The sequence below is a fragment of the Allotamlana fucoidanivorans genome, from assembly GCF_045788535.1.
Taxonomy (GTDB): Bacteria; Bacteroidota; Bacteroidia; order Flavobacteriales; family Flavobacteriaceae; genus Allotamlana; species Allotamlana fucoidanivorans.
Genome location: NZ_CP074074.1, coordinates 2365762 through 2391086, shown reverse-complemented (window position 1 = coordinate 2391086; position 25325 = coordinate 2365762). Strand labels below are relative to the sequence as shown.

General features: G+C 34.0%; 26 protein-coding genes. 13 read left to right on the top strand and 13 right to left on the bottom strand.

Going from position 1 to position 25325, the window contains the following annotated elements; genetic code table 11:
- Positions 1-4: 4 nt before the first annotated feature.
- The 6 genes from KFZ70_RS10545 to KFZ70_RS10520 all read right to left on the bottom strand — a co-directional run bounded on the left by KFZ70_RS10545 (position 5) and on the right by KFZ70_RS10520 (position 9478).
- The gene (locus KFZ70_RS10545) at positions 5-2782 is read right to left on the bottom strand and encodes a bifunctional aconitate hydratase 2/2-methylisocitrate dehydratase (protein ID WP_139695353.1); all 2778 of its coding nucleotides are present in this window, start codon (positions 2780-2782) and stop codon (positions 5-7) included.
- A 351-nt stretch (positions 2783-3133) separates the two neighbouring features.
- Positions 3134-4273 (bottom strand): acyltransferase, encoded by a 1140-nt coding sequence (locus tag KFZ70_RS10540; RefSeq protein WP_139695354.1) that lies wholly within the window; start codon positions 4271-4273, stop codon positions 3134-3136.
- Between the two features lie 23 nt (positions 4274-4296).
- On the bottom strand, positions 4297-5250 hold the full coding sequence (locus KFZ70_RS10535; protein WP_139695355.1) for a MoxR family ATPase: 954 nt from the start codon (positions 5248-5250) through the stop codon (positions 4297-4299).
- Positions 5251-5255: 5 nt separating this feature from the next.
- Positions 5256-6710 (bottom strand): peptidylprolyl isomerase, encoded by a 1455-nt coding sequence (locus tag KFZ70_RS10530; RefSeq protein ID WP_139695356.1) that lies wholly within the window; start codon positions 6708-6710, stop codon positions 5256-5258.
- Positions 6673-7521 carry a peptidyl-prolyl cis-trans isomerase gene (locus KFZ70_RS10525; protein WP_139695357.1) on the bottom strand — a complete coding sequence of 283 codons (849 nt, stop codon included), beginning with the start codon at positions 7519-7521 and terminating at the stop codon, positions 6673-6675. Before KFZ70_RS10525 ends, KFZ70_RS10530 begins: the two co-directional genes overlap by 38 nt.
- A gap of 7 nt (positions 7522-7528) precedes the next feature.
- On the bottom strand, positions 7529-9478 hold the full coding sequence (locus tag KFZ70_RS10520; RefSeq protein ID WP_139695358.1) for a peptidylprolyl isomerase: 1950 nt from the start codon (positions 9476-9478) through the stop codon (positions 7529-7531).
- A 142-nt stretch (positions 9479-9620) separates the two neighbouring features.
- Here KFZ70_RS10520 and KFZ70_RS10515 point away from each other — a divergent pair, with 142 nt between their 5' ends.
- The 4 genes from KFZ70_RS10515 to KFZ70_RS10500 all read left to right on the top strand — a co-directional run bounded on the left by KFZ70_RS10515 (position 9621) and on the right by KFZ70_RS10500 (position 11238).
- Positions 9621-9863, top strand: coding sequence for a hypothetical protein (locus KFZ70_RS10515; RefSeq protein WP_139695359.1), 243 nt, complete (start codon positions 9621-9623; stop codon positions 9861-9863).
- Positions 9864-10068: 205 nt separating this feature from the next.
- Complete coding sequence (locus KFZ70_RS10510; RefSeq protein ID WP_139695360.1) at positions 10069-10599, top strand: RNA polymerase sigma factor; 531 nt, start codon at positions 10069-10071, stop codon at positions 10597-10599.
- Positions 10600-10610: 11 nt separating this feature from the next.
- Entirely contained in the window at positions 10611-10997 is a 387-nt protein-coding gene (locus KFZ70_RS10505; protein ID WP_139695361.1) for a hypothetical protein, read from the top strand.
- A 13-nt stretch (positions 10998-11010) separates the two neighbouring features.
- Positions 11011-11238, top strand: a complete 228-nt coding sequence (locus tag KFZ70_RS10500; RefSeq protein ID WP_139695362.1) for a hypothetical protein — start codon at positions 11011-11013, stop codon at positions 11236-11238.
- A 76-nt stretch (positions 11239-11314) separates the two neighbouring features.
- On the opposite strand, the gene KFZ70_RS10495 is transcribed toward KFZ70_RS10500, so the two are convergent.
- Complete coding sequence (locus KFZ70_RS10495; protein ID WP_139695363.1) at positions 11315-11968, bottom strand: uracil-DNA glycosylase family protein; 654 nt, start codon at positions 11966-11968, stop codon at positions 11315-11317.
- A gap of 68 nt (positions 11969-12036) precedes the next feature.
- Between KFZ70_RS10495 and KFZ70_RS10490 the strand changes: the two genes are divergently transcribed.
- Positions 12037-12171: a 30S ribosomal protein THX gene (locus tag KFZ70_RS10490; protein WP_139695364.1), complete on the top strand. Its 135-nt coding sequence runs from the start codon at positions 12037-12039 to the stop codon at positions 12169-12171.
- Between the two features lie 25 nt (positions 12172-12196).
- On the opposite strand, the gene yaaA is transcribed toward KFZ70_RS10490, so the two are convergent.
- The gene (gene yaaA / locus KFZ70_RS10485; protein ID WP_139695365.1) at positions 12197-12955 is read right to left on the bottom strand and encodes a peroxide stress protein YaaA; all 759 of its coding nucleotides are present in this window, start codon (positions 12953-12955) and stop codon (positions 12197-12199) included.
- A gap of 208 nt (positions 12956-13163) precedes the next feature.
- Here yaaA and KFZ70_RS10480 point away from each other — a divergent pair, with 208 nt between their 5' ends.
- Together KFZ70_RS10480 and KFZ70_RS10475 are read left to right on the top strand one after the other, a co-directional pair.
- Complete coding sequence (locus KFZ70_RS10480) at positions 13164-14105, top strand: TIGR01212 family radical SAM protein (protein WP_139695366.1); 942 nt, start codon at positions 13164-13166, stop codon at positions 14103-14105.
- A gap of 94 nt (positions 14106-14199) precedes the next feature.
- Positions 14200-15192 carry a hypothetical protein gene (locus KFZ70_RS10475; RefSeq protein ID WP_139695367.1) on the top strand — a complete coding sequence of 331 codons (993 nt, stop codon included), beginning with the start codon at positions 14200-14202 and terminating at the stop codon, positions 15190-15192.
- A 27-nt stretch (positions 15193-15219) separates the two neighbouring features.
- On the opposite strand, the gene KFZ70_RS10470 is transcribed toward KFZ70_RS10475, so the two are convergent.
- Both KFZ70_RS10470 and KFZ70_RS10465 read right to left on the bottom strand, forming a co-directional pair.
- Positions 15220-16257, bottom strand: a complete 1038-nt coding sequence (locus KFZ70_RS10470; RefSeq protein ID WP_139695368.1) for an RluA family pseudouridine synthase — start codon at positions 16255-16257, stop codon at positions 15220-15222.
- Positions 16258-16259: 2 nt separating this feature from the next.
- Complete coding sequence (locus tag KFZ70_RS10465) at positions 16260-16817, bottom strand: PASTA domain-containing protein (RefSeq protein WP_139695369.1); 558 nt, start codon at positions 16815-16817, stop codon at positions 16260-16262.
- A gap of 142 nt (positions 16818-16959) precedes the next feature.
- Here KFZ70_RS10465 and KFZ70_RS10460 point away from each other — a divergent pair, with 142 nt between their 5' ends.
- Both KFZ70_RS10460 and coaD read left to right on the top strand, forming a co-directional pair.
- On the top strand, positions 16960-17934 hold the full coding sequence (locus KFZ70_RS10460; RefSeq protein WP_139695370.1) for a D-alanine--D-alanine ligase: 975 nt from the start codon (positions 16960-16962) through the stop codon (positions 17932-17934).
- Between the two features lie 70 nt (positions 17935-18004).
- Complete coding sequence (gene coaD / locus KFZ70_RS10455; RefSeq protein WP_139695371.1) at positions 18005-18460, top strand: pantetheine-phosphate adenylyltransferase; 456 nt, start codon at positions 18005-18007, stop codon at positions 18458-18460.
- 74 nt (positions 18461-18534) lie between these two features.
- Here the strand turns inward: coaD and KFZ70_RS10450 are convergent, their stop codons facing one another.
- Both KFZ70_RS10450 and KFZ70_RS10445 read right to left on the bottom strand, forming a co-directional pair.
- A complete protein-coding gene (locus KFZ70_RS10450; RefSeq protein WP_139695372.1) occupies positions 18535-20148 on the bottom strand; it encodes a SulP family inorganic anion transporter in 1614 nt (537 codons plus the stop codon).
- A 165-nt stretch (positions 20149-20313) separates the two neighbouring features.
- On the bottom strand, positions 20314-20895 hold the full coding sequence (locus tag KFZ70_RS10445; protein WP_139695373.1) for an NUDIX hydrolase: 582 nt from the start codon (positions 20893-20895) through the stop codon (positions 20314-20316).
- A 128-nt stretch (positions 20896-21023) separates the two neighbouring features.
- Between KFZ70_RS10445 and pyrE the strand changes: the two genes are divergently transcribed.
- The gene (pyrE, locus tag KFZ70_RS10440; protein ID WP_139695374.1) at positions 21024-21668 is read left to right on the top strand and encodes an orotate phosphoribosyltransferase; all 645 of its coding nucleotides are present in this window, start codon (positions 21024-21026) and stop codon (positions 21666-21668) included.
- A 51-nt stretch (positions 21669-21719) separates the two neighbouring features.
- Positions 21720-22115, top strand: a complete 396-nt coding sequence (locus KFZ70_RS10435; protein WP_139695375.1) for an SRPBCC family protein — start codon at positions 21720-21722, stop codon at positions 22113-22115.
- Here KFZ70_RS10435 and KFZ70_RS10430 read toward each other — a convergent pair.
- Positions 22112-22843, bottom strand: coding sequence for a biotin--[acetyl-CoA-carboxylase] ligase (locus KFZ70_RS10430; protein ID WP_139695376.1), 732 nt, complete (start codon positions 22841-22843; stop codon positions 22112-22114). The two genes, KFZ70_RS10435 and KFZ70_RS10430, sit on opposite strands and share 4 nt — an antisense overlap.
- A 94-nt stretch (positions 22844-22937) precedes the next feature.
- Here KFZ70_RS10430 and rsfS point away from each other — a divergent pair, with 94 nt between their 5' ends.
- Positions 22938-23309, top strand: a complete 372-nt coding sequence (rsfS, locus tag KFZ70_RS10425; RefSeq protein ID WP_139695377.1) for a ribosome silencing factor — start codon at positions 22938-22940, stop codon at positions 23307-23309.
- Between the two features lie 8 nt (positions 23310-23317).
- Complete coding sequence (ftsH, locus tag KFZ70_RS10420; protein ID WP_139695378.1) at positions 23318-25306, top strand: ATP-dependent zinc metalloprotease FtsH; 1989 nt, start codon at positions 23318-23320, stop codon at positions 25304-25306.
- Positions 25307-25325: the final 19 nt, after the last annotated feature.

The window sequence follows — 25325 nt, the reverse complement described above, 5'->3', positions numbered from 1 at the left end:
TCGATTAATTAGCCAACAACTTATGAGATGGCTTAAATTTAGTTAAATTAATACCTTCAACTGCCTTTTCATATTCTGCTAAATTAGGTGTTCTCCCTAAAATAGTAGATAGCACTACCACAGGCGTAGAAGATAATAACGATTCTCCTTTTTTCTCATCAGAATCTTTTACCACACGCCCTTGAAATAAACGTGTAGAAGTAGCCATCACCGTATCACCAGGCTCTGCTTTTTCTTGATTCCCCATACAAAGGTTACACCCTGGACGCTCTAAGTACAACATATTTTCATACGAAGTACGTGCCGCAGCCTTAGGAGCATTATCATCAAATTCAAAACCTGAATATTTTTGTAATACCTCCCAGTCGCCTTCAGCTTTCAACTCATCTACAATATTATAGGTAGGAGGTGCAACCACTAATGGTGCTTTAAATTCTACCTTACCATTCTGAGATTCAATATTTTTAAGCATCTGTGCTAAAATCTTCATATCTCCTTTATGCACCATACATGAGCCTACAAAACCAAGATCTACTTTTTTCACTCCACCATAATAAGAAAGCGGTCTGATGGTATCATGCGTATAACGTTTTGAAACGTCTTCATTATTTACATCTGGGTCTGCAATCATAGGTTCAGCAATAGCATCTAAATCAATCACGACTTCTGCATAGTATTTAGCATCAGCATCCGGCGTAAGCGCTGGTTTGGCACCTGATTTGATTTCAGTAATTCTATCATTGGCTTTATCAATTAAACCTTGAAGTACCTTTTGGGCATTATCCATACCCTTATCAATCATGATTTGGATTCTGCTCTTAGCTATTTCTAAAGATTCTATTAAGGTTTCGTCTTCAGAAATACAGATTGATGCTTTTGCCTTCATTTCTGCCGTCCAATCTGTAAATGTAAAGGCTTGATCGGCAGTTAAAGTTCCAATATGTACCTCTATAATTCTGCCTTGGAAAACATTCTCTCCTCCAAATTGCTTTAACATTTGTTGCTGTGTTGCATGAACCACATCACGGAAGTCCATATAACTTTTCATTTCTCCTTTAAACGTTACTTTTACAGACTCAGGAATTGGCATTGATGCCTCTCCTGTTGCCAAAGCTAATGCTACGGTACCTGAATCTGCACCAAATGCTACACCTTTAGACATTCTGGTATGTGAGTCGCCTCCAATAATAATATCCCAATCACTTACGGTAATATCATTTAAAACTTTATGAATTACATCGGTCATAGCTGGATAGTTTCCTTTAGGATCACGAGCAGTAATTAAACCAAAATCATTCATAAACTGCATTAATTTTGGAATGTTAGCCTGTGCTTTTTTATCCCAAACTGAAGCGGTATGACATCCTGATTGGTAGGCTCCGTCAACAATTGGAGAAATCACGGTAGCTGCCATGGCCTCTAATTCCTGAGACGTCATTAATCCCGTTGTATCTTGTGACCCTACAATATTAACTTCAACACGAACATCAGAACCAGCATGTAATGTTTTACCTGGTGTAGTTCCTACAGCATTCTTGTTAAATATTTTTTCAACAGCGGTTAACCCTTGTCCGTCATGAGAAATCTCTTTTGAAGGTGCAAATACCATAGGTGCTTCTATACCTAAAATTTTGGCCGCAAAGGTTTGAATCTTTTTACCGAATACTACGGCATATGACCCACCAGCTTTTATGAACTCTACTTTTTGTGGTGTTAATGACGCTGAGATATCCATTAACTCCTCATCACCTTTATATAATTTTTTCTCTTTAGTATTGATTGTTAAAACAGTACCCGTTTCAACAGAATATACCTGCTCTAGTATAGGATCACCGTTAGCATCAACTACAGTATTTCCGTCTGCATCTTTTTTACTTTTCCAGTTTTTAAGATCAATCCCTATACCTCCAGTTACACCAACTGTAGTTAAAAATATTGGAGAAACACCATTGGTTCCTGCAATAATAGGAGCAATATTAATAAATGGTACATACGGACTCGCTTGAATACCTGTCCATAATGCTACGTTGTTTACGCCAGACATTCTTGATGACCCAACGCCCATAGTTCCTTTTTCTGCAATAAGCATAACACGCTTATCGGGATGTTCTTCTTTTAAAGCGGTAAGTTCCTGTTGCATGGCCTTATTGTGTTCAAAAATACACTGACCATGTAACTCTCTATCTGATCTGGAGTGTGCATCTCCTCCTGGTGACAATAAATCTGTAGAAATATCTCCTACGCCAGCAATATAAGTTACCACTTTGATTTCTTCTGCTACTTCAGGAAGTTTGGTAAAAAACTCGGCCTGAGCATAGCTTTCTAAAATAGCTTTAGCAATAGCACTACCAGATTTATACGCTTCTTCTAAACGCGCTGTATCTGCATCATATAAAAATACTTGAGTTTTAAGAACCTCAGCGGCTTCTTTCGCAATAGTGTTATTATCTCCTAAGGCTAAATCTAACAATACTTCAATAGATGGACCACCTTTCATATGAGATAATAATTCAAATGCAAAGGTTGGAGTAATTTCTTCTACATCTGATTCTCCAAGAATAATTTTCTTTAAAAACTGCGCCTTTACACCCGCAGCACTCGTAGTACCTGGTAAGGTATTATAAATAAAGAATTTTAATGAGTCTTCACGATGTGGGTTATTTAAGTCTTCAATTTGTGAAATAATTTCACTTAGTAATTCTGCCCCTTCAATTGGTTTAGGGTGAAGCCCCAGCCCTTTTCGCTCTTCGATCTCCTTGATGTAATCGCTGTATGTGTTCATAAAACTTTCAATGTATTAAGAATAAAGGCTTCTAATGGTAAAACTATCAAAGGCCTTAAAAGTGTTTCAAATGTTTATTTTAAAAAAGTTCCGCAAAATATGAAATAAATTCAAAGTTCTAAAAATAAACCCCATATTAAAACTACGTATTTATACTTAATTATATAAGTTTCATAATTCTCAATATTGTTTAGTGATTTTCTATTTTTTAGGATATATTAATGAAGATTCTCTAATGTGGTGTATTTGAATTTTTAACATACTAATTGCTGTAGGCTCAATGGCATGAAGAAGTCCTTATATTAAGTGCAATACATCACTAGACTCCATAAAATTGACATTCATTTACATCTATCGATTAAGCATAGCTTTTAATGCTGGTAAATCTCTTAAGTTCATCAATGGTTTTTCGTAATATTTATAAAGTAAACGCGCTAATAAAAAGGCTAACGCCCAAAAGCTCAACACAACGCCTATTTTACCATACCAAGGTTGTAGTGCCACATCAATAAAAGTCTGTAATGGTAATAACACTAACGAATAATTAACCAAATATAAACCATAAGACCATACACTTATTTTTGTAATTGTGTTTCTAAATCTTTTTCCTGTTTGCCAATTTATAAACACAGGAAATAAAAACAAGAGACTTACGGACACTAGAGGCAAATAAAATAGGTTATAAAACAAAGGTGTATTTGATGGTAACATATCTAGCATAAAAATTAGGGCATGCATACTTACAAATACAATGACACCAATACTTAAAAATAAAAACCTATGGCGTTTTATAAAATCCTGATATTTTTTATAACATAATGCCATAATAAAACCGTAATAAATACTGTCTATTCTATAAATAACAACCTTACGCAGGGCGTGACTCCAATCTTTATTAGACATAACACCATGGCTTAAATGAAAATCAATCCTTGCTAAGCTGATTAAAACAATTACAATCATTACCGTAATCATATAGGCTTTTAAAGCATTTTCATTTCTAAAAAATTGCAATAAAATATAAAGTATTAAAGGCCCAAAAATATAAGCGTACTCTTCAATAGACAAGCTCCAAGCTTCTGTGAAAAAATCGGGATGTGGTGATGAAAAATTCTGTAAAAACAAAAAATAATCGCCAATACCTTGTATAGTCTCGCCATTTAATATACCAACTAAAATGATATTTAAAATGAGAATTAAAAAGTAGTTAGGTATAGTTCTGAACCATCTTCGTAATAAAAAATAAAACAAATGTGAATAACTTGTATGGCCTTTCTCTATTTGCTTGATTAAAATACCTCCAATTAAATACCCGCTTAACACAAAAAACAAATCGACACCAATAGCTCCAAAAAACTGAATAATGGTTAATAAAATATGTGTTGTATTTGGAAATAATAGCAGGGAAGAATGCGAAAACAACACCAATAATATGGCCGATGCACGTAAAACATCTAAACCAAAAATTCTATGGTAATAATTTATCAGCAAAAGTACATGAAACTAATAGCCCCTTAAAACAAACTCTTTATAATATGTTCTTCAGCAATACCTTCAGCTTCAGCTTTATAGTTTTTAATGATTCTATGTCTTAAAATACCATAAGCTACCGCCTGCACATCTTCTATGTCTGGGGAAAATTTACCGTGAATAGCCGCATGTGTTTTAGCGGCTAATACTAAATTTTGAGATGCTCTTGGACCAGCTCCCCAATCTAAATAGGTTTTAACCAATTCTGAAGCAGACATTGAATTAGGCCTGGTTTTTCCAACCATACTTACCGCATATTCAATGACATTATCAGCTACAGGAATGCGACGAATTAAATGTTGAAATTCAACAATCTCTTCGGCTTTAAACAGAGCATTTACTTTACTGGGCGTATCATTCGTTGTTGCTTTTACCACTTGCACTTCTTCCTCAAAAGTTGGATAATCTAAATAAATAGCAAACATAAAACGATCGAGCTGCGCTTCTGGTAACGGATAAGTTCCTTCCTGCTCTATGGGATTTTGCGTTGCCAATACAAAGTAAGGCAAGCTCAACTCATAATGATGTCCAGCCACTGTAACAGCACGTTCCTGCATAGCCTCAAGTAAGGCTGCCTGTGTTTTAGGAGGTGTTCTATTTATTTCATCAGCCAATATAATATTTGAAAATATAGGGCCTTTTATAAACTTAAAGTGACGATTTTCATCTAGAATTTCACTACCTAGAATATCGCTTGGCATTAAATCTGGTGTGAATTGAATGCGCTTAAAATTTAATCCTAAAGCTTGCGCTATGGTGTTTACCATTAAGGTTTTTGCCAATCCCGGCACACCTATAAGCAGCGAATGACCTCCTGAGAATATGGAAATTAAAATCTGATTAACAACCTCTTCTTGCCCAATAATAACTTTAGAGATTTCAGATTTTAAGGCTTTAAATTGTTTTACGAAGGTTTCAATAGCGGCAACGTCAGACATATATTTTACTTTTTTAACCAATTACCAGAAAAATCACAGTCTCTATGTTCTCCGCTAATCTTTATGTAAGTATCTAATATTTTTTCCTCTTGCCAAGTTTCAATAGCCTTTATTTTTTTCTCTTCCAAGGCCAGCTCCTTTATTTTCAGATAGTCGCGAGCATAATCAGCAGCATGTTCATCAACTCTATCAGTAACTCGTAAAATTTTAAATTTCACTTTACCTGTTCTATCTTCTTCTTTTAAAACAAGGCTTACTTCCTCATCTTTTAAGTTCTGAATCTGTGAATATAACTCTGGATCCATTCTAGTCAACTCAAAACTATAATCTTGTGTTGTTGGGTTTATCAATTGTCCGCCATCATTTTTGGTTTCTTTTTCATCACTAGCCTCTCTAGCCGCATCCGCAAATGAAATATCGCCATCAACAATACGTTGTCTTACTTTTTCTAAACGCTCTTTTGCTTCAAGAATAGCTTCATTAGACACTTTAGGTGTTAACAAAATATGCGCAACATCATACTCTTCCCCTCTAATCTTTTCTACGGTTACAATATGATAGCCATAATCGGTTTCAAAAGGATCTGAAACTTCACCTTCTTGCAATGAGAATGCTACTTGCCTAAATTCTTTTACCATTTTAGGTTTTTTTCTGTCTAGCGTGTATTTTCCTCCACGACTCGCTGAACCAGGATCTTCTGAATACAGCACAGCTTTTGAACGAAAACTGGCTCCGTTCTCAATAATATCAGCCTTAAACTGCTCTAACCTATCAATAATTTTTTGCTTTGCTTCTTCTGAAACTTGCGGTTCTGCTATAATCTGAGCCACCTTTAACTCAGTTCCAAATGTAGGGCGTTCATCTTCAGGAATTTTGTTGAAAAAATCTCTAACTTCCTCTGGTGTGATCTCTACTTCTTCAACAATTTTTTGTTGCATTTTTGATGCTAACTGATTGGCCTTATTGATTTCAAACATTTCTTCTCTAAAACTCGCCTCATCCTCCTTTTTATAAAAAGCCAATAGTTTTTCCATAGAACCATTGGTTTGCTGTAAAAACTGTTGAATTTGATAATCTACATTTCGTCTAATTTCAGCATCAGAAACTAAAATACTATCTTGTATGGCATGGTGCGCATACAATTTGTCTTCCAATAATTTACCAAATAGTTGGCAAGGTTCAATGTTATCTATATTAACGCCCTGTGCTTTTAATTGCAAATAGGTTTTATCAATATCAGAATCTAACACAATATAATCACCTACCACTGCGGCTACGCCATCAACTTTTATGGCATTCACTGCTTGGGAAGTATCTACTTTCTTTGTAACCTCTTTTTCTTCCTTTTCTTCAATAATTTCTTGCGAGAGTATGACATTAACAGAAACTAAGGTCACACATAACATCAATAGGTTTTTCAATTTATTTATAGATTTCAAATTGGTTGTTTTTAATAGCATCTTTAGTGATATCTTTTTCTAATTGCCTAATTAACTCTAATTTACGTTTGTTTACAACAATTTGTTTAATTGTTGGTTTAACATATTCTAGAGGAGCTGTTTCATTACGCAATAAAATATCATTTATTTGCATCAAATATACTCCTAATGAATCTTTGAGTTGTATAAAATTAGATTTTTTTAACAGTTCACTTTTGTTTTCTTTTGTAACTACAGGAATTTTATCAATAACATGACTCAACCGTATCCAGATAGAATCATTCAGTGAATAGGATTTAAATTGAATTGAAATAGAATCTAAATTCCTTTTATCATCTTCATTATAGCGCTCAAAACGTTTTTTAATAGTAGTATAATCTATAATGTTATCATCTAAATGAATATACCTAAATTTTAAAAGTTCTTCATTTAGCTTAAAAACTTCCTTGTTTTTATCATAATAAACTTCTGCTTCTTCTTTTGAAACCGAAGTATCTATACTTCTGTTTACTAAGGCTTCCAGATACGCCTTTGCATATAAATCATTCTTATACTCAACAACCAACTTATTAAAAGCGTCTTGCTTTTCCTGACTCAAATTAAGTTTAGCTCCATCTACCAACAACTGCTTGGTTGCCCAATTATTAATAAAATTTTGAACAAGCAAAGTACTATCTTGTTTTGATGTACCGTCTTTTACCAAATTCTTTATATCATCATAATACAAAAAAGTATCATTCACTCTGGCCACAACGTGCTCTTCCTGTGATTTTTTTATAAAATCGCAGGAACAGACTAACACTAATAATAGAAGACTTAATTTAATTTTCAAATCCGGTTTATTTAAGTTGTGCTTTTACCTGCTCTAATACATCTTGATTGACTACAACCTTATACTTTTGGGCAAGTTCATTGACCCACTGCTCTTCTTTATAAGCCTGATAATCACTAATTACTGCCCCTCTGGCTTCATCCAATGTTTTTTGGGTTTTAGGAAGTATGTCATTCACTTTTACTAACACAAAAGCGCCATTGTACTTATTAACTTTTGACAGGCCTTTTTTAAATTCAAATGGTTTTGGAAGCGCTTGGTGCTCTTTATCCATAATACCCACTGTAAATATAGCTTCAATCTGGTCATTACCACGAATTAACGACTTAACCTCGTCAACCGTCATATTTTGTTGCAACAGTTTTTTAACTTTATTTAGCGTTCTTTGTTTTGTAGAGGAAACCACAACGGCATCAACTCTTTCGGGCAAAACATAATTATCTTTATGACTATTATAAAACTGTTTTACTCCCGTGGAATCACTTTTTGCCGTATTCCATATTGTGTTTTCCATAAGATCAAATAACAACAATCCGTCTCTATATTCTTCTACAATATGCGCAAAATCTTCATTTTCATATTCTAGATGCTCTTCTTGATATTGCAATAAGTTAGTCTTTAAAAATGCCTCATACTTTGTTGAAATAAGCGACTTAAAACGTTCTTTTTTTCTTGAAAAACGCTGGGTATTTAATAAATATTGACCAAAATCATTATATAACAGCTTTTTGTTGCCTATAACTAATAGCGTTTTATCTGCTGTAAAACTTTCTGGAAGTTGCCATGAATTTTTAAAATAATCATCTGTTACAATAGACTCAAAATATGCCAATGCTGGTTGAAACTCTGGCACATTATATTTGGTTTTCAACTTATTAACAAGAGCTTCATCAATTAATTTAGATCTTGAATCGCGCTTTACTTTGCCTTCCAATTCGGGTCTCATCGATTCAAAATCAGGAATTGGTTTTATTTTGTAGAGTTTAACAATATGCCACCCAAAGTTCGTTTTAAAAGGTTCTGAATAATCACCTACCGCTTTTAAATTGAAAGCCACATCTTCAAACGCTTTTGCGCTTATTTGTCCTCTACTAAATTCAGGCAACAAACCGCCTTTGGGGGCAGAATTCTTATCTTCAGAAAATTGTTTCGCCAAATCTTCAAATGCTTCACCTGCCTCTAAACGCTTGTATATACTTTTTATTTTTTCTTCGGCTTGCGCAGACAAAGAATCTCCTGACTTTGACAATATCATGATATGCGCCACTTCACGTTCTCCTTCAGAAGCTCGTTTATCTAACACTTTTAAAATATGATACCCAAACCGGGTTCTAAAAGGTTCTGAAATAGCGCCAACCTGAGTATTATAAGCAACCGTTTCAAAGGCATAAACCATTTTAAATCCAGAAAAATAACCCAATTCTTCTCCAAACACCGTTTGCCCGTTATGGACTTCTTTCCTAACCTTATCAAAACCTTCTTGTAAAGCTCTATCACGTAATTTCATGATGTTTTTATACGCTGCCAAGGTGTCTTCGGGAGAAGCGTTTTCATCGAGCCTTATTAAAATATGATTGGCATTAATATCATGAGAAATACGTTGGTAGGCCTCTTCTACTAAGGCATCTGTTACCTTAGGATCCGTAATATAATTTTGAGCCAATTGTTTCTTGTAGTTTGACAATTCTCGTAAATACGACTTTTTTTCATGAAACCCTAAAGCTTTTGCTTCTTGTAACTTTAACTTATAGTTGGTAAACAATTTTAAATACGCATCAACATCTTTTTGAGAATCATCTTGAACTAAATCAAGATTTTTATTGTAAACACGCAAAAACTCCTCGGCGTAAACAGGTTGATTGTCAAGGGTAAAAAGCACAGCATCGGAAGCTGTTTGAGCCTTTAATAGAGTAAATAAAAAACAAAAAAATAAAGGTAAAAATTGTTTTAATTTCATGGATTAAAAAAATTGAATAGGTACAAAAATACTAATATTAACCTATATTACAAGGTGTTTATCTAACGAATACCCTAGCCGTTTATTACGTAATTTTAAATTATATTTGAACACTAAAAACATCATTGTTTTTTCTAATGACATGCGTAAACTAAAACTGATTTGGGATTTTCATGGACCACATGCTCTAAAAACGGCTGAGCATCATGAAATTCATTTAAAAGAATATATAACTATCAATCATTTAAATATTTCAATAACAGGACATACTGCCATACATGACATGCATGCTATTGCTTTTTTAGTGGTTGATGATTGTGACATGAAACCTATAAGAGATGCACTAAAGCCACACAGAGGTCAAGTATACCAACCACAAACTTAAAATCCTTATTCCTTAAACAACTTGTTGTAATCTCTTAAACCACCCAATAAACTTACCTCTCCTCATTTACCCTATTTTCTCTTATTGCGTATGACACATTTATAGGTTTAAGTCGTCTACTTTTTAGTGTGCTGCAAAAAAAAATGCAATGCATTTAAAATGTTTCGTCTTTATAGTTGAAGAGCTATTAAAATGAGCTTTTTTCATGAAACCAGATAACAATAAAAAACTAAAAGATTTTTTTAATCAAGAATATCAGGCACTCAAAGGATATGTTAGTTCTAGAATAAAAACTAATATTAATCGCGACCCTGAAGATATTTTGCAAGATGTAGCGCTGAAGCTATTTACGAGTGCAGACCGTTATTCTCCTATAAATAATGTAGCTGGTTTTGTATATAGAGCAGTTAAAAACAGCATTATTGACGTTTTGAGATCTAACAAAAACTATACTGTGGCTTATGAAAACAAACAAGAATTAAAACTTATAGCATTGGCTGAATCTTTTAGAGATGAAGGTTCAGGTGAAACATTTTCTGAAACTTTAAAATTGGCCCTAAGAAAAGCTATTACTGAATTAAAACCAAAATACAGAGAGATTATAATTGCTATTGATTTTGAAGGATACAGCTATAAAGAAATAGCAAAAATAACCAAAACGCCAATAGGCACATTAATGTCTAGAAGGCATCGAGCTATGTCTTTGCTTAATAAAAAACTAAAAACAATTTCTTAAATATAATAGATATGTCACATTTTTTTAAACACAAACTAAGAGGAAAATCACCTGGTGCTATTGCAGGAATGATCATTTTTGGAGCTATAACCATAACGGGTTTAGCCATACTTTTTGCATTTGTTATTATGTGGTTATGGAACTGGCTTATGCCCGAGTTATTTCATTTAGCAACTATTACATTTTGGCAGGCCGCTGGTATCTTTATCCTTTCAAAAATTCTAATTGGCGGATGTAATGGCTTTGGCAGCAAAAGCGAATCTTCATCAAATGACTCTGAATGCGAAAAAGAATTTAAAAGTAAATTTTCAAAATGGAAGTATTACGATCAATTCTGGAAAGAAGAAGGTAATGAAGCCTATGAAGCCTATGTTTCACGCATAAAAGACCATGATTAATCGATTAAAAATTATGAATGCAATTACTATTATGGTCTTTAGAACCAATATTAAAACCAAAAAAAAATTAAAACATATATCTTCTTTTTTCAACAATCATTCAAACATTCATGATTGGTCTGTTGATATTGAAGATATTGACAATGTTTTAAGAATAGAAGCTAATGGAAGTATCACAAAAACAGGGTTTATCAACGAATTAAAAGCAAAAGGGGTTTACTGCGAAACTTTAAGCGATTAAATAAAAACAATAGTTAACACCGTTTCATAAAAAAAGCCCAAGGTAACCTTGGGCTTTTCTGTTTTTAAAAATACCCTTAAAAAAACGCACGATACTGCATTAATCGAAAATCAAACGTCGTGAAATTTGAATTTGAAGCTTTCAACTGTTTGTATAGAGGTATACTCCCTATGGCGCGGTTAGCAGACCCTGAAGGCGAGGTTAATGAAACTGTTTTTATGGTTCTGGATGCATATGTAAACTGATGAATTCTAGTAATCTCATTTGAAATCAGGTTTAATTTCAAACTGTGTTCTTTTAAGTGTTGCCTAAAAAAATATTCAGGCCCATTTTTACTATTTCCTCCAGTAAATAAGAGGGTATCAATACTTGGGTGTTTTTGTATATAGCCTATTAAATCTCGTAACACGATATTGGTCATCCCTAGATCAGAGGCATCTATTTTTTCACGTTCACAGCTTTCAACAATATCACAAATGCCTATTTTATGTTTTATTAAAAACTGTTTTCTTTGACTTATTGCTTCTTCCGAATTGTCAAATGTCAAATTCAAATTATGAATCTTATCAAGATACAACCAAAGGGAATTGTAATAACTACCATAACAAAAATTAACGTCTTTTTCTAACAGCTCACCTATTGAAAACCTTGGAGGCGGCAGTGTCCCTACAATCAGTTTTGTGGAATCTGAATTAATAAATGGTTCATATGGATGATGATGTTTAAACATCTTTTACTTGTTTTTATGAGAAGTTTTGTTATTTTAATAATACAAAAAACCATATAAATTAAAGACTCATGGGAAAAGGTGATAAAAAATCAAAACGTGGTAAAATCAACCGAGGTACTTTTGGGGTAAGACGACCAAAAATAAAGAAAAAGCCCTCTATTGAAAACAAAATCAATATAAGTGGCAAAGCTACTCCTAAGTAAATTCAACAAACACAGCCAGTAGGTTTTATCTAATGAAAATTAATTCATTCCCTTTACTCATGGGTTCGCTAAAATGATAGCCTTCGTAATTAAACCCTTTTAAATCGTCAATAGTTTGCGCGTTTGTATCCACTGCATAGCGTGCCATGAGTCCGCGTGCTGCTTTAGCAAAAAAGGAAATCATCTTATACTCTCCTTTCTTAAAATCTTTAAAATTTGCAGTCACCACAGGTACTTTTAAGGCTTTGGCGTCAATGACTTTAAAGTATTCATTACTCGCCAGATTTAAAAATAACTCGTCTTCTTCTAACTCTTCGTTAAGTGCCTTAGTGATATCCTTTTTCCAAAATTCATATAGATTTTTGTTAACACCAACAGGCATTTTAGTTCCCATTTCTAAACGGTAAGGTTGAATTAAATCTGTCGGTTTTAATAGCCCGTATAATCCTGAAAGGATTCTTACACTATTTTGAAGTACCTCAAGTTTTTCTTCTGGAATGGTGTAAGCGTCTAAACCTCTATACACATCTCCAGCAAAAGCATACACCGCAGGCCTTGCATTAGCTGTTGTAAAAGGCAAGTGCCAAGCTTGGTTTCGCTCATAATTTAACTGACCTAAAGCATCAGAAATACTCATCAACTTAGACAAACTTTTGGCCGATTTCTTTTTAAGTAGTTTATTTAATCGTTCAGATTGCTTTAAAAACCTTGGTTCTGTGTGTCTATCTGTAGGCAATTGAGTTTCAAAATCTAAGGACTTAGCAGGCGATATTACGAGTTTCATACATTATATTTTTCTTTTCAAATGTACAATTCCTTAGTCTTTTTGAACATCTTCCTTAAATAATAATTCTAATAGAACTATAAATATTTCTAATGAACTTAGACACTTTAATCCTTGAGACTTGTTGTTAAAAATAAAAAGTCCACCTAACAAGTATCATAAATCATACTTTAATTTCTAAATACTTTTGCACTCTATTTTTTCTAATATGCAAATAACAGGTAAACGTTACTTAGATTATTCATCTTATATAAAATACACTTTTGGAGAACGTATTCAAAAAATATCCTTAAACATTGGCTTTTCTTGTCCAAATAGAGATGGTTCAAAAGGCTACGGTGGATGCACCTATTGTAATAATGAAACGTTTAACCCTGATTACTGCAAACCTCAAAAAAGTATTTCACAACAATTAGAAGAAGGTATTGATCGGTTTTCAAAAAAATATAAAACGCAGAAATATTTAGCTTATTTTCAAGCGTATACCAACACTTATACAGATATAGCGTCTTTAAAATCTATGTATGAGGAAGCCCTTCAAGTTCCAAATGTTATTGGTTTGGTTATTGGAACCCGGCCAGATTGTATTTCAGATGACATCATAGATTATTTATCAAAGCTTTCAAAAGATTTTTATGTGTCTTTAGAATTTGGTGTTGAGAGCACATTAAACAGCACATTAAAACGTGTGAATCGATGTCATACCTTTGAAGAAACTGTAGCCGCCTACCAAAAATGTAAAAACAAAGGTATTTCTCTTGGTGCCCATATTATTATGGGGCTACCAGGCGAAACTACAGCAGATTTACTAAATCACGCAAAAGCCTTAAATAAGCTCCCTATAAACACCTTAAAACTGCATCATTTACAAATAGTAAAACGCTCTATCATGGCGTATCAATACCAACGTACCCCAGAAGATTTTAACTTATTTTCTTCTGAAGACTATATAGAATTGATGGCCAAATTTGTTGGTTTACTTCGTCCTGATATCATCATAGAACGCTTTATTAGTGAAGCGCCTCTTGATTTGCTCATTGCTCCTAAATGGGATGGTCTAAAAAATTTTGAAATTGTTGCTAAAATTGACAAAACACTTACCCAACAAAACATTTGGCAAGGAAAGTATTATGAGCAAGAATTAGCATAAGCGCTTCATATTCAATCAGGAATTGTACTTCTGTTTTTCTTTTAAAGGATCCTTAAAATTATATTATCTTTATAAGTGATTCTATTTACAACACATGAAAAACATAACACTTACATACATTTTAAGCATTTGCTTCCTTTTGGCTTGTAAGCAAACTAAAGAAAACCATACCACCAATGTCCCTTTAACTACTGAACATGCTACACCTACTGCCTCCTTAAGTATTATAGGCAATTATGTTGATACCGGTTATACAAAAAGAGATCAGGGTTATGATTGGGTATCTGTATCTGTAAAAGAAGACACCAAAAACACCATTTTAATTTCTATACGCTCAAGAGCCGACAAGAAAAAGCCCACTTGTACTTTCGATGCTAAAGCTTATAAAAAAACCGACACTACTTATGAGTCTATGTATGACGGTAAAAACATCATCTATACATTTACAGATAATACTATTTTAATTTCTACGGAAAAAAAAGAAGACGAAAACTCACTTTACTTCTTTTGTTCTGGTGGAGCAACAATAGCTGGCACATACTCTAAAATAAATAACAACTTAGACCAAAATCAAATAGATAAAACGGCGTTTACAAAGCATTTAAGCTTGCAAGGTATCGGGTTTAATGTATCGTCTATCATGCAAAACAATACAAACACATTGCATGTTTATGCCTTTGGCTTAGAAGTCTCCCCGTTTGATGAAACCTTTAATATTGATGGCTTTAATGTTATAGACGTCGAGGTTGAAGATTTAGATGCAGATGGTTCACCAGAACTTCTGGTTTACCTTAAAAATGAAACACAGAATAACCAAGGTAAAGTTTTCGGGTTTTCGGTAAACAACAAAAAGTCTATGAGCATGGTTTATTTCCCTCCCACTGCTGAACAAACCAAAATAAATGAAGGTTATAGAGGGCATGACGAATTCACCCTAATTGAAACGAACCTCGCACAACGTTTTCCTGTTTATAAACCAGATGATTCTGATGCTGCTCCGTCAGGAGGTATACGTCAAATTACATACAAATTAAAAAAAGGTGAAGCCATGAAAAAATTTGAAATAGATCAGATTTCCCGATATTAAAATACATGTTGGCTAAAACACCATGACTTACTCTATATCTTGATGTTTGGCATAATTACGCCATTTTTCAACGCAGGCTTCAATATCATCAGGAACAGGTGCTTCAAATCTCATAAATTCGCCCGTTGTAGGATGTTCAAAACCCAGAGTTTTAGCATGAAGCGCTTGACGTGGTAATACTTTAAAACAGTTTTCAACAAACTGCTTGTACTTAGTAAATGTGGTTCCTTTTAAAATTTTATCACCGCCGTAACGCTCATCATTAAAAAGGGTGTGGCCAATATGTTTCATATGTACCCGTATTTGATGAGTTCTCCCTGTTTCAAGCCTGCACGATATCAAAGTAACATACCCTAAACGTTCCAGAACTTTATAATGCGTTACCGCTGGTTTTCCTCTATCGGTTTCATCTCCTAAAAAAACAGTATTTTGAAGCCTGTTTTTAGGATGACGCCCTATATTTCCTTCTACAGTACCTTCATCGGCTTCAACATTTCCCCAAACCAAAGCAACATATTCGCGTTCACTTGTTTTTTCAGCAAATTGTAATGACAAATGCATCATGGCTTGCTCAGTTTTAGCCACTACTAAAAGTCCGCTTGTATCTTTATCTATACGATGCACCAATCCTGGACGTTCACTTGAATTATTGGGTAAATTATCAAACCTATAAATCAATGCGTTTATTAATGTACCTGAGTAATTACCATGACCTGGATGCACTACCATCCCAGCAGGTTTGTTCACTACCAACAAATCATCATCTTCATAAACCACATCAAGATCAATAGCTTCACCAACTAGCAGTTGTTCATGTGTGGGGTGAGAAAATAAAACCCTGATAGAATCGTCTGGCTTTACTTTGTAATTTGACTTTACGGGCACACCATTAACAAAAATACTTCCGTTTTTTGCAGCTGCCTGAATCTTATTTCTGGTAGCATTTTCTACAAAATTCATCAAATATTTATCAATTCTAAGAGGTGCTTGCCCTTTTCCTACAACAAATGCATGATGCTCATACAAGTTGTCTTCTTCAGGTAATTGTGGGGTATAGTCATCCATAATTATGGTCGGTTACCATTACCTAATTCTAAATCAATTACAGACGTTTTTGGCAACTGGTCTCCTGGCTTTAAAACTTTACCTTTGTGCGACAATTTTAAGACAATATCCTTACCAATATTATCTACATAAGTAAGTTTTCCTACCTTAAAACCTAATGCTTCAAGGGTTGGTTTTACTTGCCTAAGCGTTCTATCTATTAGTCCGTCAGGAATATTCATTTTTCTATATCCTGAAGGATTGAGCGTTATATATATCTTTCTATTTTCCTTAACTTTTGCACCAGCCACAGGTTCTTGTTCAATCACAGAATACTTAGGATAATCTGGATTATAATTAGCCGAATCCTGAATTTTCATCACTAAGTTATTGTCGGCAAGCTCTACCTCAGCAACCTCAATAGATTTCCCTTTTAATTCGGGAACCGTCTCAAAATCGCCATGATTTGTAGACACATTTAAGTACTTCAATATCAAAAAACAGAGAACCACTAGAGCCGCAACAGCTAGTATGATTTGCTTTAAAAATGTTTTACTGGTAAGAAATTTAACAATGCTCATGTATAGATTTTTCAGTTAGGCAAATATATAAAAACAGAACTGCTTTTTCTTTTGCTATTTATATGATATTTTAGCTCACACTATTATAAATACGATTTATTATCTGTTTTAGATGGTAATAGTAAAATTGAATTAAACTTTAATGAAAAAAAATATAGCCATTATCATGGGAGGGTATTCAAGTGAGTATAAAATCTCCTTGAAAAGCGGACAGGTTGTTTACGAAACTTTAAAAGACTCAAAATACATACCGTACAAAATTCATATTTTTAAAGACAAATGGGTGTATGTTGATGAAGACGGCATGGAATTCCCTATAGACAAAAATGATTTTTCTATTAATGTAGATAGTTTTAAAACTACTTTCGACTGTGTTTTTAATGCCATTCATGGTGCCCCAGGCGAAAATGGCTTTATGCAAGGCTATTTTGAAATTTTAAACATACCAAATACAAGTTGTGACATGTATCAAGCTAGCTTAACCTTTAACAAAAGAGACCTATTAAGCGTTTTAAAACCTTATGGTATAAAAACAGCCGCTTCTTATTACCTTAATTTTGGGCAGGCGGTTGATGAACAGGCCATCATAAAAAGCGTTGGTTTACCTTGTTTTGTTAAAGCCAACAAAGCAGGTAGTAGTTTTGGTATCAGTAAAGTGTATAAAAAAGAAGCGTTACAAACCGCTATTGATGTAGCTTTTAAAGAAGATGATGAAATTATTATAGAATCTTTTTTAGACGGTATTGAAGTATCCGTTGGCGTTATTACCTATAAGGGTGCTACAAAAGTACTTCCTATTACTGAAATTGTTTCTGAAAATGATTTCTTTGATTATGAAGCGAAATATGAAGGTAAATCTAAAGAAATTACACCAGCCAGACTTACTCAAGAACAAGAAGAAAAAGTAACTAGAGAAGCTAAAAAGGTTTATGAAATACTAAAAATGAAAGGATTCAGTCGTAGTGAATTTATTTTTAAAGATGGCGAACCACACTTATTAGAAATGAACACGATTCCTGGCTTGACAAAAGAAAGTATATTACCCCAACAGGCAGCTGCAGCGAATATCTCATTATTTGAGCTTTTTGATAATGCTATTGAAGAAGCTTTAAAGTAATTTATTAGTTATCTTTGAAATAAATCACTACAAATGTTTTTCGCTCATGGCGGAAAGAAAACAAGTTTTCATGAAACGAGCATTATTTCCAGGGTCTTTTGATCCTATAACAAAAGGGCATTATGATATTATTAAACGCGGAGTAACCCTTTTTGATGAAATTATTGTAGCTATTGGTGTCAATGCCGATAAAAAATATATGTTTACATTAAAAGAACGCCAATCCTTTATTGAAAAAACATTTGCTGATGAACCCAAGGTTAAAGTCATGACTTATAAAGGACTTACGGTAGATTTCTGTAAAGACATAGGTGTTGAATTCATTTTACGCGGTTTAAGAAACCCTGCCGATTTTGAATTTGAAAAAGCCATTGCTCATACCAATAGAGACTTAGCACCCATTGAAACCGTATTTTTATTGACTTCGGCAGACACCTCTTATATTGCCTCTTCTATTGTGCGTGACGTTATAAGAAATAAGGGAGATTACACCAAGTTAGTTCCTGATAGTGTAAGAATAAAGTAAATACCAAAACATTAATGTATAAAAAAAGGTGGTTGATAAAAAACCACCTTTTTTTAATTTATAATGCTGTAATGTTATAAATCATACTCTGCTAACCCCTTGGTAAAGGCTTCGGGGTTTTCTGCCAAATGATAACGCGGATCGTCAATATCTTCAACAATTACTTCTCTAAATTTGGGGTTCGATTTATATAAAAGCACTTTACAATCTTCACTTAAATGCTTCAATTTTACTTTTTTGCCTGCCGCTTCATATTTTCCTACCAAATTGTAAATTGCCTCAATAGCCGAATGATCACTAACTCTTGATTCTACAAAATCAATTTCTACCATTTCAGGATCATTCTTTACATCAAACTTTTCATTAAAAGCTATAATAGAACCAAAAAATAAAGGCCCCCAAATTTCATAGACTTTAGTACCATCTTCACGTATGCGTTTACGAGCACGAATACGTTTGGCATTCTCCCAAGAAAACACCAAGGCACTAATAATAACACCGGCTATAACGGCAATTGCCAAATCGAATATTACCGTTAAAGAAGAAACAGCAACCAAAACAATCACATCGCTTAAAGGTATTTTATTCAATATTCTAAAACTACTCCACGCAAAGGTGCCAATAACCACCATAAACATCACACCTACCAGTGCAGCAATAGGCACTTGTTCAATAAGTCCTGAAGCAAATAAAATAAAGACCAAAAGTAGAACAGCAGCAACAATACCGGAAAGTCTTGTGCGCCCCCCTGATTTGATATTAATTAAAGATTGACCAATCATGGCACAACCACCCATACCCCCAAAGAAACCAGTAATAATATTAGCACCGCCTTGCGCCATACATTCTCTATTAGCATCCCCTCTAGTTTCTGTTAATTCATCCACTAAATTTAAGGTCATTAGCGACTCAATTAAACCAATGGCTGCAAGAATCAATGCATAAGGCCCAATAAATTTCAAAGTTTGCCAAGTAAAAGGTACCTTAGTAAAAATATCTGTTTGAAATTGAGGCAAACTACCTTTTAACCCTTCTCCACCACCATCACGAATAAAACTTCCAACGGTAGCCACATCAAATCCGCCAAAAATAACGATAGATGAAACCACTAAAATGGCAATAAGGGCTTCAGGTAACTTTTTTGTTAATTTAGGCAGTACAAACATAATACCCATAGTTAAAGCCACAAGCCCCAACATAATATACAATGGCGTTCCTGTAAACCAATTACCGTTAGCATCTTTAAACATACCTAATTGCGATAGAAAAATCACAATGGCCAGACCATTAACAAACCCCATCATTACTGGATGAGGAATTAACCTAACAAACTTTCCTAGTTTAAAAATGCCTGCCAGCATTTGAATTATACCCATTAAAATAACCGTAACAAACAAAAAGTACAATCCTAATTGTTCTTCAGGTGCTCCCATGGCATTACCTTCGGCCACTAAACTTACCATAACAACAGCAAGAGCTCCTGTTGCTCCACTAATCATACCAGGACGCCCACCAAAGATTGAAGTGATTAACCCAATCATAAAAGCCGCATAAAGTCCAACTAAAGGATCTACACCTGCCACGAAGGCAAAAGCTACGGCTTCTGGCACTAAGGCTAAAGCAACAGTAATCCCACTTAATATATCATTCTTGGCATTTGCAGCGCGTTTTCTTATAAATTCAGTCATGGTTTTTTATTGAAGGTGCAAAATTACAGTTAATATATTGATCTGCAAGTAGAACAATTATAATTAACCCAAAGCCTATCGAAATCGTTTGAAAAATCAAAAAAACCACACGAAAAAATCTTATTGTTAGAGCTAGCGCAATAAGAACTTAAATTAAGTACTTCGTTAAACTAACAACTTAATATTGGCATATGAATTTTTAAGAGCCTCATTTGCTTCTTCATGATTCAACCAAGCTACTTTGGTAATACCTTCGTTCTCTTGTGCAGTCAAAGTACCACTGAACTTGGTTTTCATTTCAAACCAATAAGTGATTTTTATTTTATATCTACCATTCCTTTTAAAAATATGATAAGTGACGTCCAATGGTTTTGTAATTTTCAATCCAGAAACTCCTGTTTCCTCAGTTACCTCGCGTATGGCTGTTTCTTCAATACTTTCTTTTTTTTCAGCTTTCCCTTTAGGCAAATCCCATTTATCGTTTCTGTAAATGAAAAGAATTTTACCTTCTGCATTATAAACCTTTCCGCCACCCGCGATAACATTTGGTAACTTTTTTAAAAATTTTTTAAGAAGTTTATCTTCATTTTTATGAATTAGCCGTACTTCTGCTAATGAAGTATTATTCAACCGTCGGATAACTTTAGGCATATTTACCGTGCTTAACAGGTAATTCTTAAAGTTTATTTCCTCTTCTATACTGGTAGTCAATACAATAGGTTTGTCCCCAACAAAAACTCTATGCATAGGCAAATGAATTTATACTCGGGTAAAAATATCATTTTTAAATTGAGAAAAGACAATGTTGAAAAATTTATTTTAAATGTAGTATAGTCTATACAATTACAATTAAATTTGTACAAAATTCTGCAACTATGATTTTTAACAAAGATACAGCAAAAAAAACCGCTGAAGTTTTACTTCAAATCAATGCTATAAAATTAAGTCCTAACGCCCCTTTTACTTGGGCTTCTGGCTGGAAATCACCCATTTACTGTGACAATAGAATTGTACTCTCTTTTCCAACAATTAGAAATTACATTAGAGAAACTATGGGTAAACAGATAGAAAAAAATTATGGCAAACCTGATGCCATTGCTGGCGTAGCTACGGGTGCTATTGGCATAGGCATGCTGGTTGCCGAGTATTTAGGGCTACCCTTTGTTTATGTTAGACCCGATGCTAAAGGTCATGGAAGAAAAAATCAAATTGAAGGCTTTATTGAAAGCGGACAAAACGTTGTGGTTGTTGAAGATTTAATTAGCACTGGAAAAAGCAGTTTAAATGCCGTAAAAGCCTTAAAAGAAGCCAATGTTAATGTAAAGGGCATGGTGGCTATATTCACATACGGTTTTAAAGTTGCCACAGAAAACTTTGAAAGCGCCAATGTAAGACTTCAAACCTTAAGCAATTATGAAACATTGTTAGAACAAGCCTTACAAACCAACTACATTACAGAAAAAGAGCTTGAAACTTTGTCTGAATGGAACGCAAACCCTAGTGAATGGAACGCTATTTGATAAGCAACAAGTAATTATCCATTAACAGTACGCGAAATAAAATATATTCATATGAATTTAGAATCTCCAAAAGTAAGTGTTAGGAAATCGCCTGAAACTATTTTCAATTTTCTTTCTGAAGTTAAAAACTTTGAAGCTTTAATGCCCGAAAACATAAGTAAGTTTGAAGTTTTAAGCGAAGACACTTTTGTGTTTGCATTAAAAGGCATGCCTGAAATTGTCTTAAAAAAGAAAGAAGTTACACCGCCCAACAACATAGTATTGGGGGCCGCGGGCGGAAAAATTGATTTCACTTTAGTTGGCACTATTGATGAAACAAGCCCAAATACCAGCGAGGTTCAATTGAGCTTCTCTGGTGATTTTAATCCGATGATGGCTATGATGATTAAAGGCCCTATTTCAAAATTCATTGAAACTCTGGCTACAAATATTCCTAATGCCCTTTAATACAAAAGGGTAACTTCTTTTAAACTGAAGGTTTTAACAATATTATCTTCCAAAAGAAGTTTTAGTTCACCAGTATTTGTTACCCCTTGAATATACGCAGAAAACAATACACCTTCTTCATTGGTAAATGTAGAAGGTTTGTTTTTTCTAAATAAATACGACTCATATTCTGCTTTCAATGCATGGATAGCTCCAGATTGTAATATTGAAAAATACTTTTTTAAATACCCTAAAAGGGTGACTGTAAGTTCTTCAAGATTATAAGTGGTTCCTGTAAGTAGTTTTAAAGAAGAGGCTTTAGGCAAATGGTTAAATGTAGTTTGGTTTACATTTAACCCTATACCAATAATAGAAGCATCTATTTGGTTATGCTTTATGACATTTTCAATTAAAACACCACAAATCTTCATTTGTTCTGACAAAATGTCGTTCGGCCATTTTATCTGCAATTTTGGTATTGAAAAAGCTTCTAAACTCTTAATAATGGCTAAAGCTACTACCATACTTACGTAAAAAGACTTATCCATGGTGTAGACTGAAAAGGTCTTTAAAATACTACACGTAAGGTTTTTAGAAGATTCAGATTCCCATACGGTACCCATTTGCCCCCTTCCTTTGGTTTGAAGCTTAGCAAGCACACACGTATAATCTTCAGTTGCTTCATTCGCATAAAGCTGCCTTAAATAACTATTCGTAGAATCAATGGCATCAAGTTTGATTAACCGCATTATATTGTTGATATTACTCAATAAAATCTTATTAGAATTTTTAAAGTGTAAAGAAGCAAAAAAATAATAACTTTGCACAAATTAAATAAATTTAATGGCGAAAGAAAAAATCAGCGCAGACCAATTAATATCGGTTATTATTAGTGGGATTGAGGATGTTAAAGGAAAAGAAATTAATATCCTAGATTTAAGAGAAATTGAAAACACGGTTTGCGATTACTTTATTATTTGCGAAGGAACTTCAAATACGCAGGTAAACGCTATAGTTAATTCCATTCAAAAGAAAGTAAGTAAAGAGCTTAAAGATCACCCATGGCACACTGAAGGGGTTGATAATGCTGAATGGATATTAATTGATTACGTTAATGTTGTGGTTCACGTTTTCCAAAAACACGTTAGAGAATTTTATGACATAGAGAGTCTTTGGGGGGATGCAAAAACAACTGTAATAGAAACTAGTTACTAAAAAAACAAATGGCAAACGATAAGAAAAACATAAAGGACAAAAAACCAAAATTTAGTCCGTACTGGATATACGGTATTCTAATAGCTCTATTTTTAGGCTTTCAACTATTTAGTAGCGGGGATTACCAAAATGGCAATCTAACTACACCTTCCGATTTCTTTAAATATTTGGAAGAAGGTGATGTTGAACGTGTTGATATTATAAAAAATACACGAGTAGCCAAAGTCTACTTAACAAAAGATGCAGAAACTAAAGAGGTGCATAAAAACTCAAAGCCACAAACCTTTGCGCTCTCTACCACAAGATTACCAAACTATAAGTTTGAGTTTGGTGATTTGCAGAATTTTGAAAATAAACTTAATGACGTTATTAAAGATCTATCAGACAAACCAACGGTAACCTTTGATACAGAAACGAATGATTGGGGAAATTTACTCATGGGTATCCTCCCTTTTATTTTACTCATTGGCGTATGGATTTTTATAATGAGACGCATGTCTGGTGGTGCTGGAGGTGGTGCTGGAGGGCAAATATTTAATATCGGAAAATCAAAAGCTAAACTTTTTGACCAAAATACCGAAGTAAAAACAAGTTTTAAAGATGTTGCTGGTCTTGAAGGAGCCAAAGAAGAGGTTCAAGAAATTGTTGATTTCTTAAAATACCCTGAAAAATATACCACTTTAGGAGGTAAAATTCCAAAAGGTGCGCTTCTTGTAGGCCCTCCAGGAACGGGAAAAACATTATTAGCAAAAGCCGTTGCTGGTGAAGCAAAAGTACCGTTCTTCTCTTTATCTGGTTCAGATTTTGTTGAAATGTTCGTTGGTGTAGGAGCTTCGCGTGTTAGAGATTTATTTAAGCAGGCTAAAGAAAAATCACCTTCTATCATTTTTATTGATGAAATTGATGCCATCGGTAGAGCCAGAGGCAAAAATGCCATGTCTGGAAGTAACGATGAGCGCGAAAACACCCTAAACCAGTTATTGACTGAAATGGATGGTTTTGGTACAAACACCAATGTTATTGTATTAGCAGCAACCAACCGAGCGGATATTTTAGACAAAGCTTTAATGCGTGCTGGACGTTTTGACCGACAAATATTTGTTGATTTGCCAGACGTAAGAGAACGTAAGGAAATTTTTGAAGTACATTTAAGACCTCTTAAGAAAGCAGAGAATCTAGATTTAGATTTCCTATCAAAACAAACGCCTGGATTTTCTGGTGCCGATATTGCCAACGTGTGTAATGAAGCGGCTTTAATTGCAGCGAGAAATGGTAAAAAAGCTGTTGACAAACAAGATTTCCTTGATGCCGTTGATAGAATTATTGGTGGTTTAGAAAAGAAAAATAAAATTATTACGCCAAGCGAAAAGAAAGCTGTGGCCTATCATGAAGCAGGACACGCCACCGTTAGCTGGATGCTAGAACACGCTGCGCCTCTTGTAAAAGTAACTATTGTGCCTCGAGGACGTTCATTGGGTGCTGCTTGGTATTTACCAGAAGAACGCCTCATTGTAAGACCAGAACAAATGCTCGATGAAATGTGTGCGGCTTTAGGTGGTCGTGCGGCTGAGAAAGTGATTTTTGACAAAATTTCAACTGGTGCATTAAGTGACTTAGAAAAAGTAACCAAACAAGCTCGTGCTATGGTAACTGTTTATGGGTTAAGTGACAAGATTGGTAATTTAACCTATTACGATTCTTCTGGGCAAAATGAATTCGGGTTTTCTAAACCATATAGTGAAGAAACCGCTGAGCTCATTGATAAAGAAATATCTAGAATAATAGAAGAACAATATGTTCGCGCCGTTAAACTTCTTGAAGAAAACAAAGATAAACTTACTGAACTTGCTGAAGTTTTATTGGAAAAAGAAGTTATTTTTAAAGATAACTTAGAGAAAATATTTGGAAAAAGAGCCTTTTCAAAAGAATTACCTATAAATTCAGTAAAACAAGAAAATAATAATCAAGAAATAAAAGGTACAAACGAAGAAGAATAAATTAAATTAAGGTATTCTA

Coding starts and splice junctions, on each gene's coding strand:
- KFZ70_RS10545 (WP_139695353.1), bottom strand. CDS start 2,782: ATGAACACATACAGCGATTACATCAAGGAGATCGAAGAGCGAAAAGGG.
- KFZ70_RS10535 (WP_139695355.1), bottom strand. CDS start 5,250: ATGTCTGACGTTGCCGCTATTGAAACCTTCGTAAAACAATTTAAAGCC.
- KFZ70_RS10530 (WP_139695356.1), bottom strand. CDS start 6,710: ATGCTATTAAAAACAACCAATTTGAAATCTATAAATAAATTGAAAAAC.
- KFZ70_RS10520 (WP_139695358.1), bottom strand. CDS start 9,478: ATGAAATTAAAACAATTTTTACCTTTATTTTTTTGTTTTTTATTTACT.
- KFZ70_RS10515 (WP_139695359.1), top strand. CDS start 9,621: ATGCGTAAACTAAAACTGATTTGGGATTTTCATGGACCACATGCTCTA.
- KFZ70_RS10510 (WP_139695360.1), top strand. CDS start 10,069: ATGAAACCAGATAACAATAAAAAACTAAAAGATTTTTTTAATCAAGAA.
- KFZ70_RS10505 (WP_139695361.1), top strand. CDS start 10,611: ATGTCACATTTTTTTAAACACAAACTAAGAGGAAAATCACCTGGTGCT.
- KFZ70_RS10500 (WP_139695362.1), top strand. CDS start 11,011: ATGAATGCAATTACTATTATGGTCTTTAGAACCAATATTAAAACCAAA.
- KFZ70_RS10495 (WP_139695363.1), bottom strand. CDS start 11,968: ATGTTTAAACATCATCATCCATATGAACCATTTATTAATTCAGATTCC.
- KFZ70_RS10490 (WP_139695364.1), top strand. CDS start 12,037: ATGGGAAAAGGTGATAAAAAATCAAAACGTGGTAAAATCAACCGAGGT.
- yaaA (WP_139695365.1), bottom strand. CDS start 12,955: ATGAAACTCGTAATATCGCCTGCTAAGTCCTTAGATTTTGAAACTCAA.
- KFZ70_RS10480 (WP_139695366.1), top strand. CDS start 13,164: ATGCAAATAACAGGTAAACGTTACTTAGATTATTCATCTTATATAAAA.
- KFZ70_RS10475 (WP_139695367.1), top strand. CDS start 14,200: ATGAAAAACATAACACTTACATACATTTTAAGCATTTGCTTCCTTTTG.
- KFZ70_RS10470 (WP_139695368.1), bottom strand. CDS start 16,257: ATGGATGACTATACCCCACAATTACCTGAAGAAGACAACTTGTATGAG.
- KFZ70_RS10465 (WP_139695369.1), bottom strand. CDS start 16,817: ATGAGCATTGTTAAATTTCTTACCAGTAAAACATTTTTAAAGCAAATC.
- KFZ70_RS10460 (WP_139695370.1), top strand. CDS start 16,960: ATGAAAAAAAATATAGCCATTATCATGGGAGGGTATTCAAGTGAGTAT.
- coaD (WP_139695371.1), top strand. CDS start 18,005: ATGAAACGAGCATTATTTCCAGGGTCTTTTGATCCTATAACAAAAGGG.
- KFZ70_RS10450 (WP_139695372.1), bottom strand. CDS start 20,148: ATGACTGAATTTATAAGAAAACGCGCTGCAAATGCCAAGAATGATATA.
- KFZ70_RS10445 (WP_139695373.1), bottom strand. CDS start 20,895: ATGCATAGAGTTTTTGTTGGGGACAAACCTATTGTATTGACTACCAGT.
- pyrE (WP_139695374.1), top strand. CDS start 21,024: ATGATTTTTAACAAAGATACAGCAAAAAAAACCGCTGAAGTTTTACTT.
- KFZ70_RS10435 (WP_139695375.1), top strand. CDS start 21,720: ATGAATTTAGAATCTCCAAAAGTAAGTGTTAGGAAATCGCCTGAAACT.
- KFZ70_RS10430 (WP_139695376.1), bottom strand. CDS start 22,843: ATGCGGTTAATCAAACTTGATGCCATTGATTCTACGAATAGTTATTTA.
- rsfS (WP_139695377.1), top strand. CDS start 22,938: ATGGCGAAAGAAAAAATCAGCGCAGACCAATTAATATCGGTTATTATT.
- ftsH (WP_139695378.1), top strand. CDS start 23,318: ATGGCAAACGATAAGAAAAACATAAAGGACAAAAAACCAAAATTTAGT.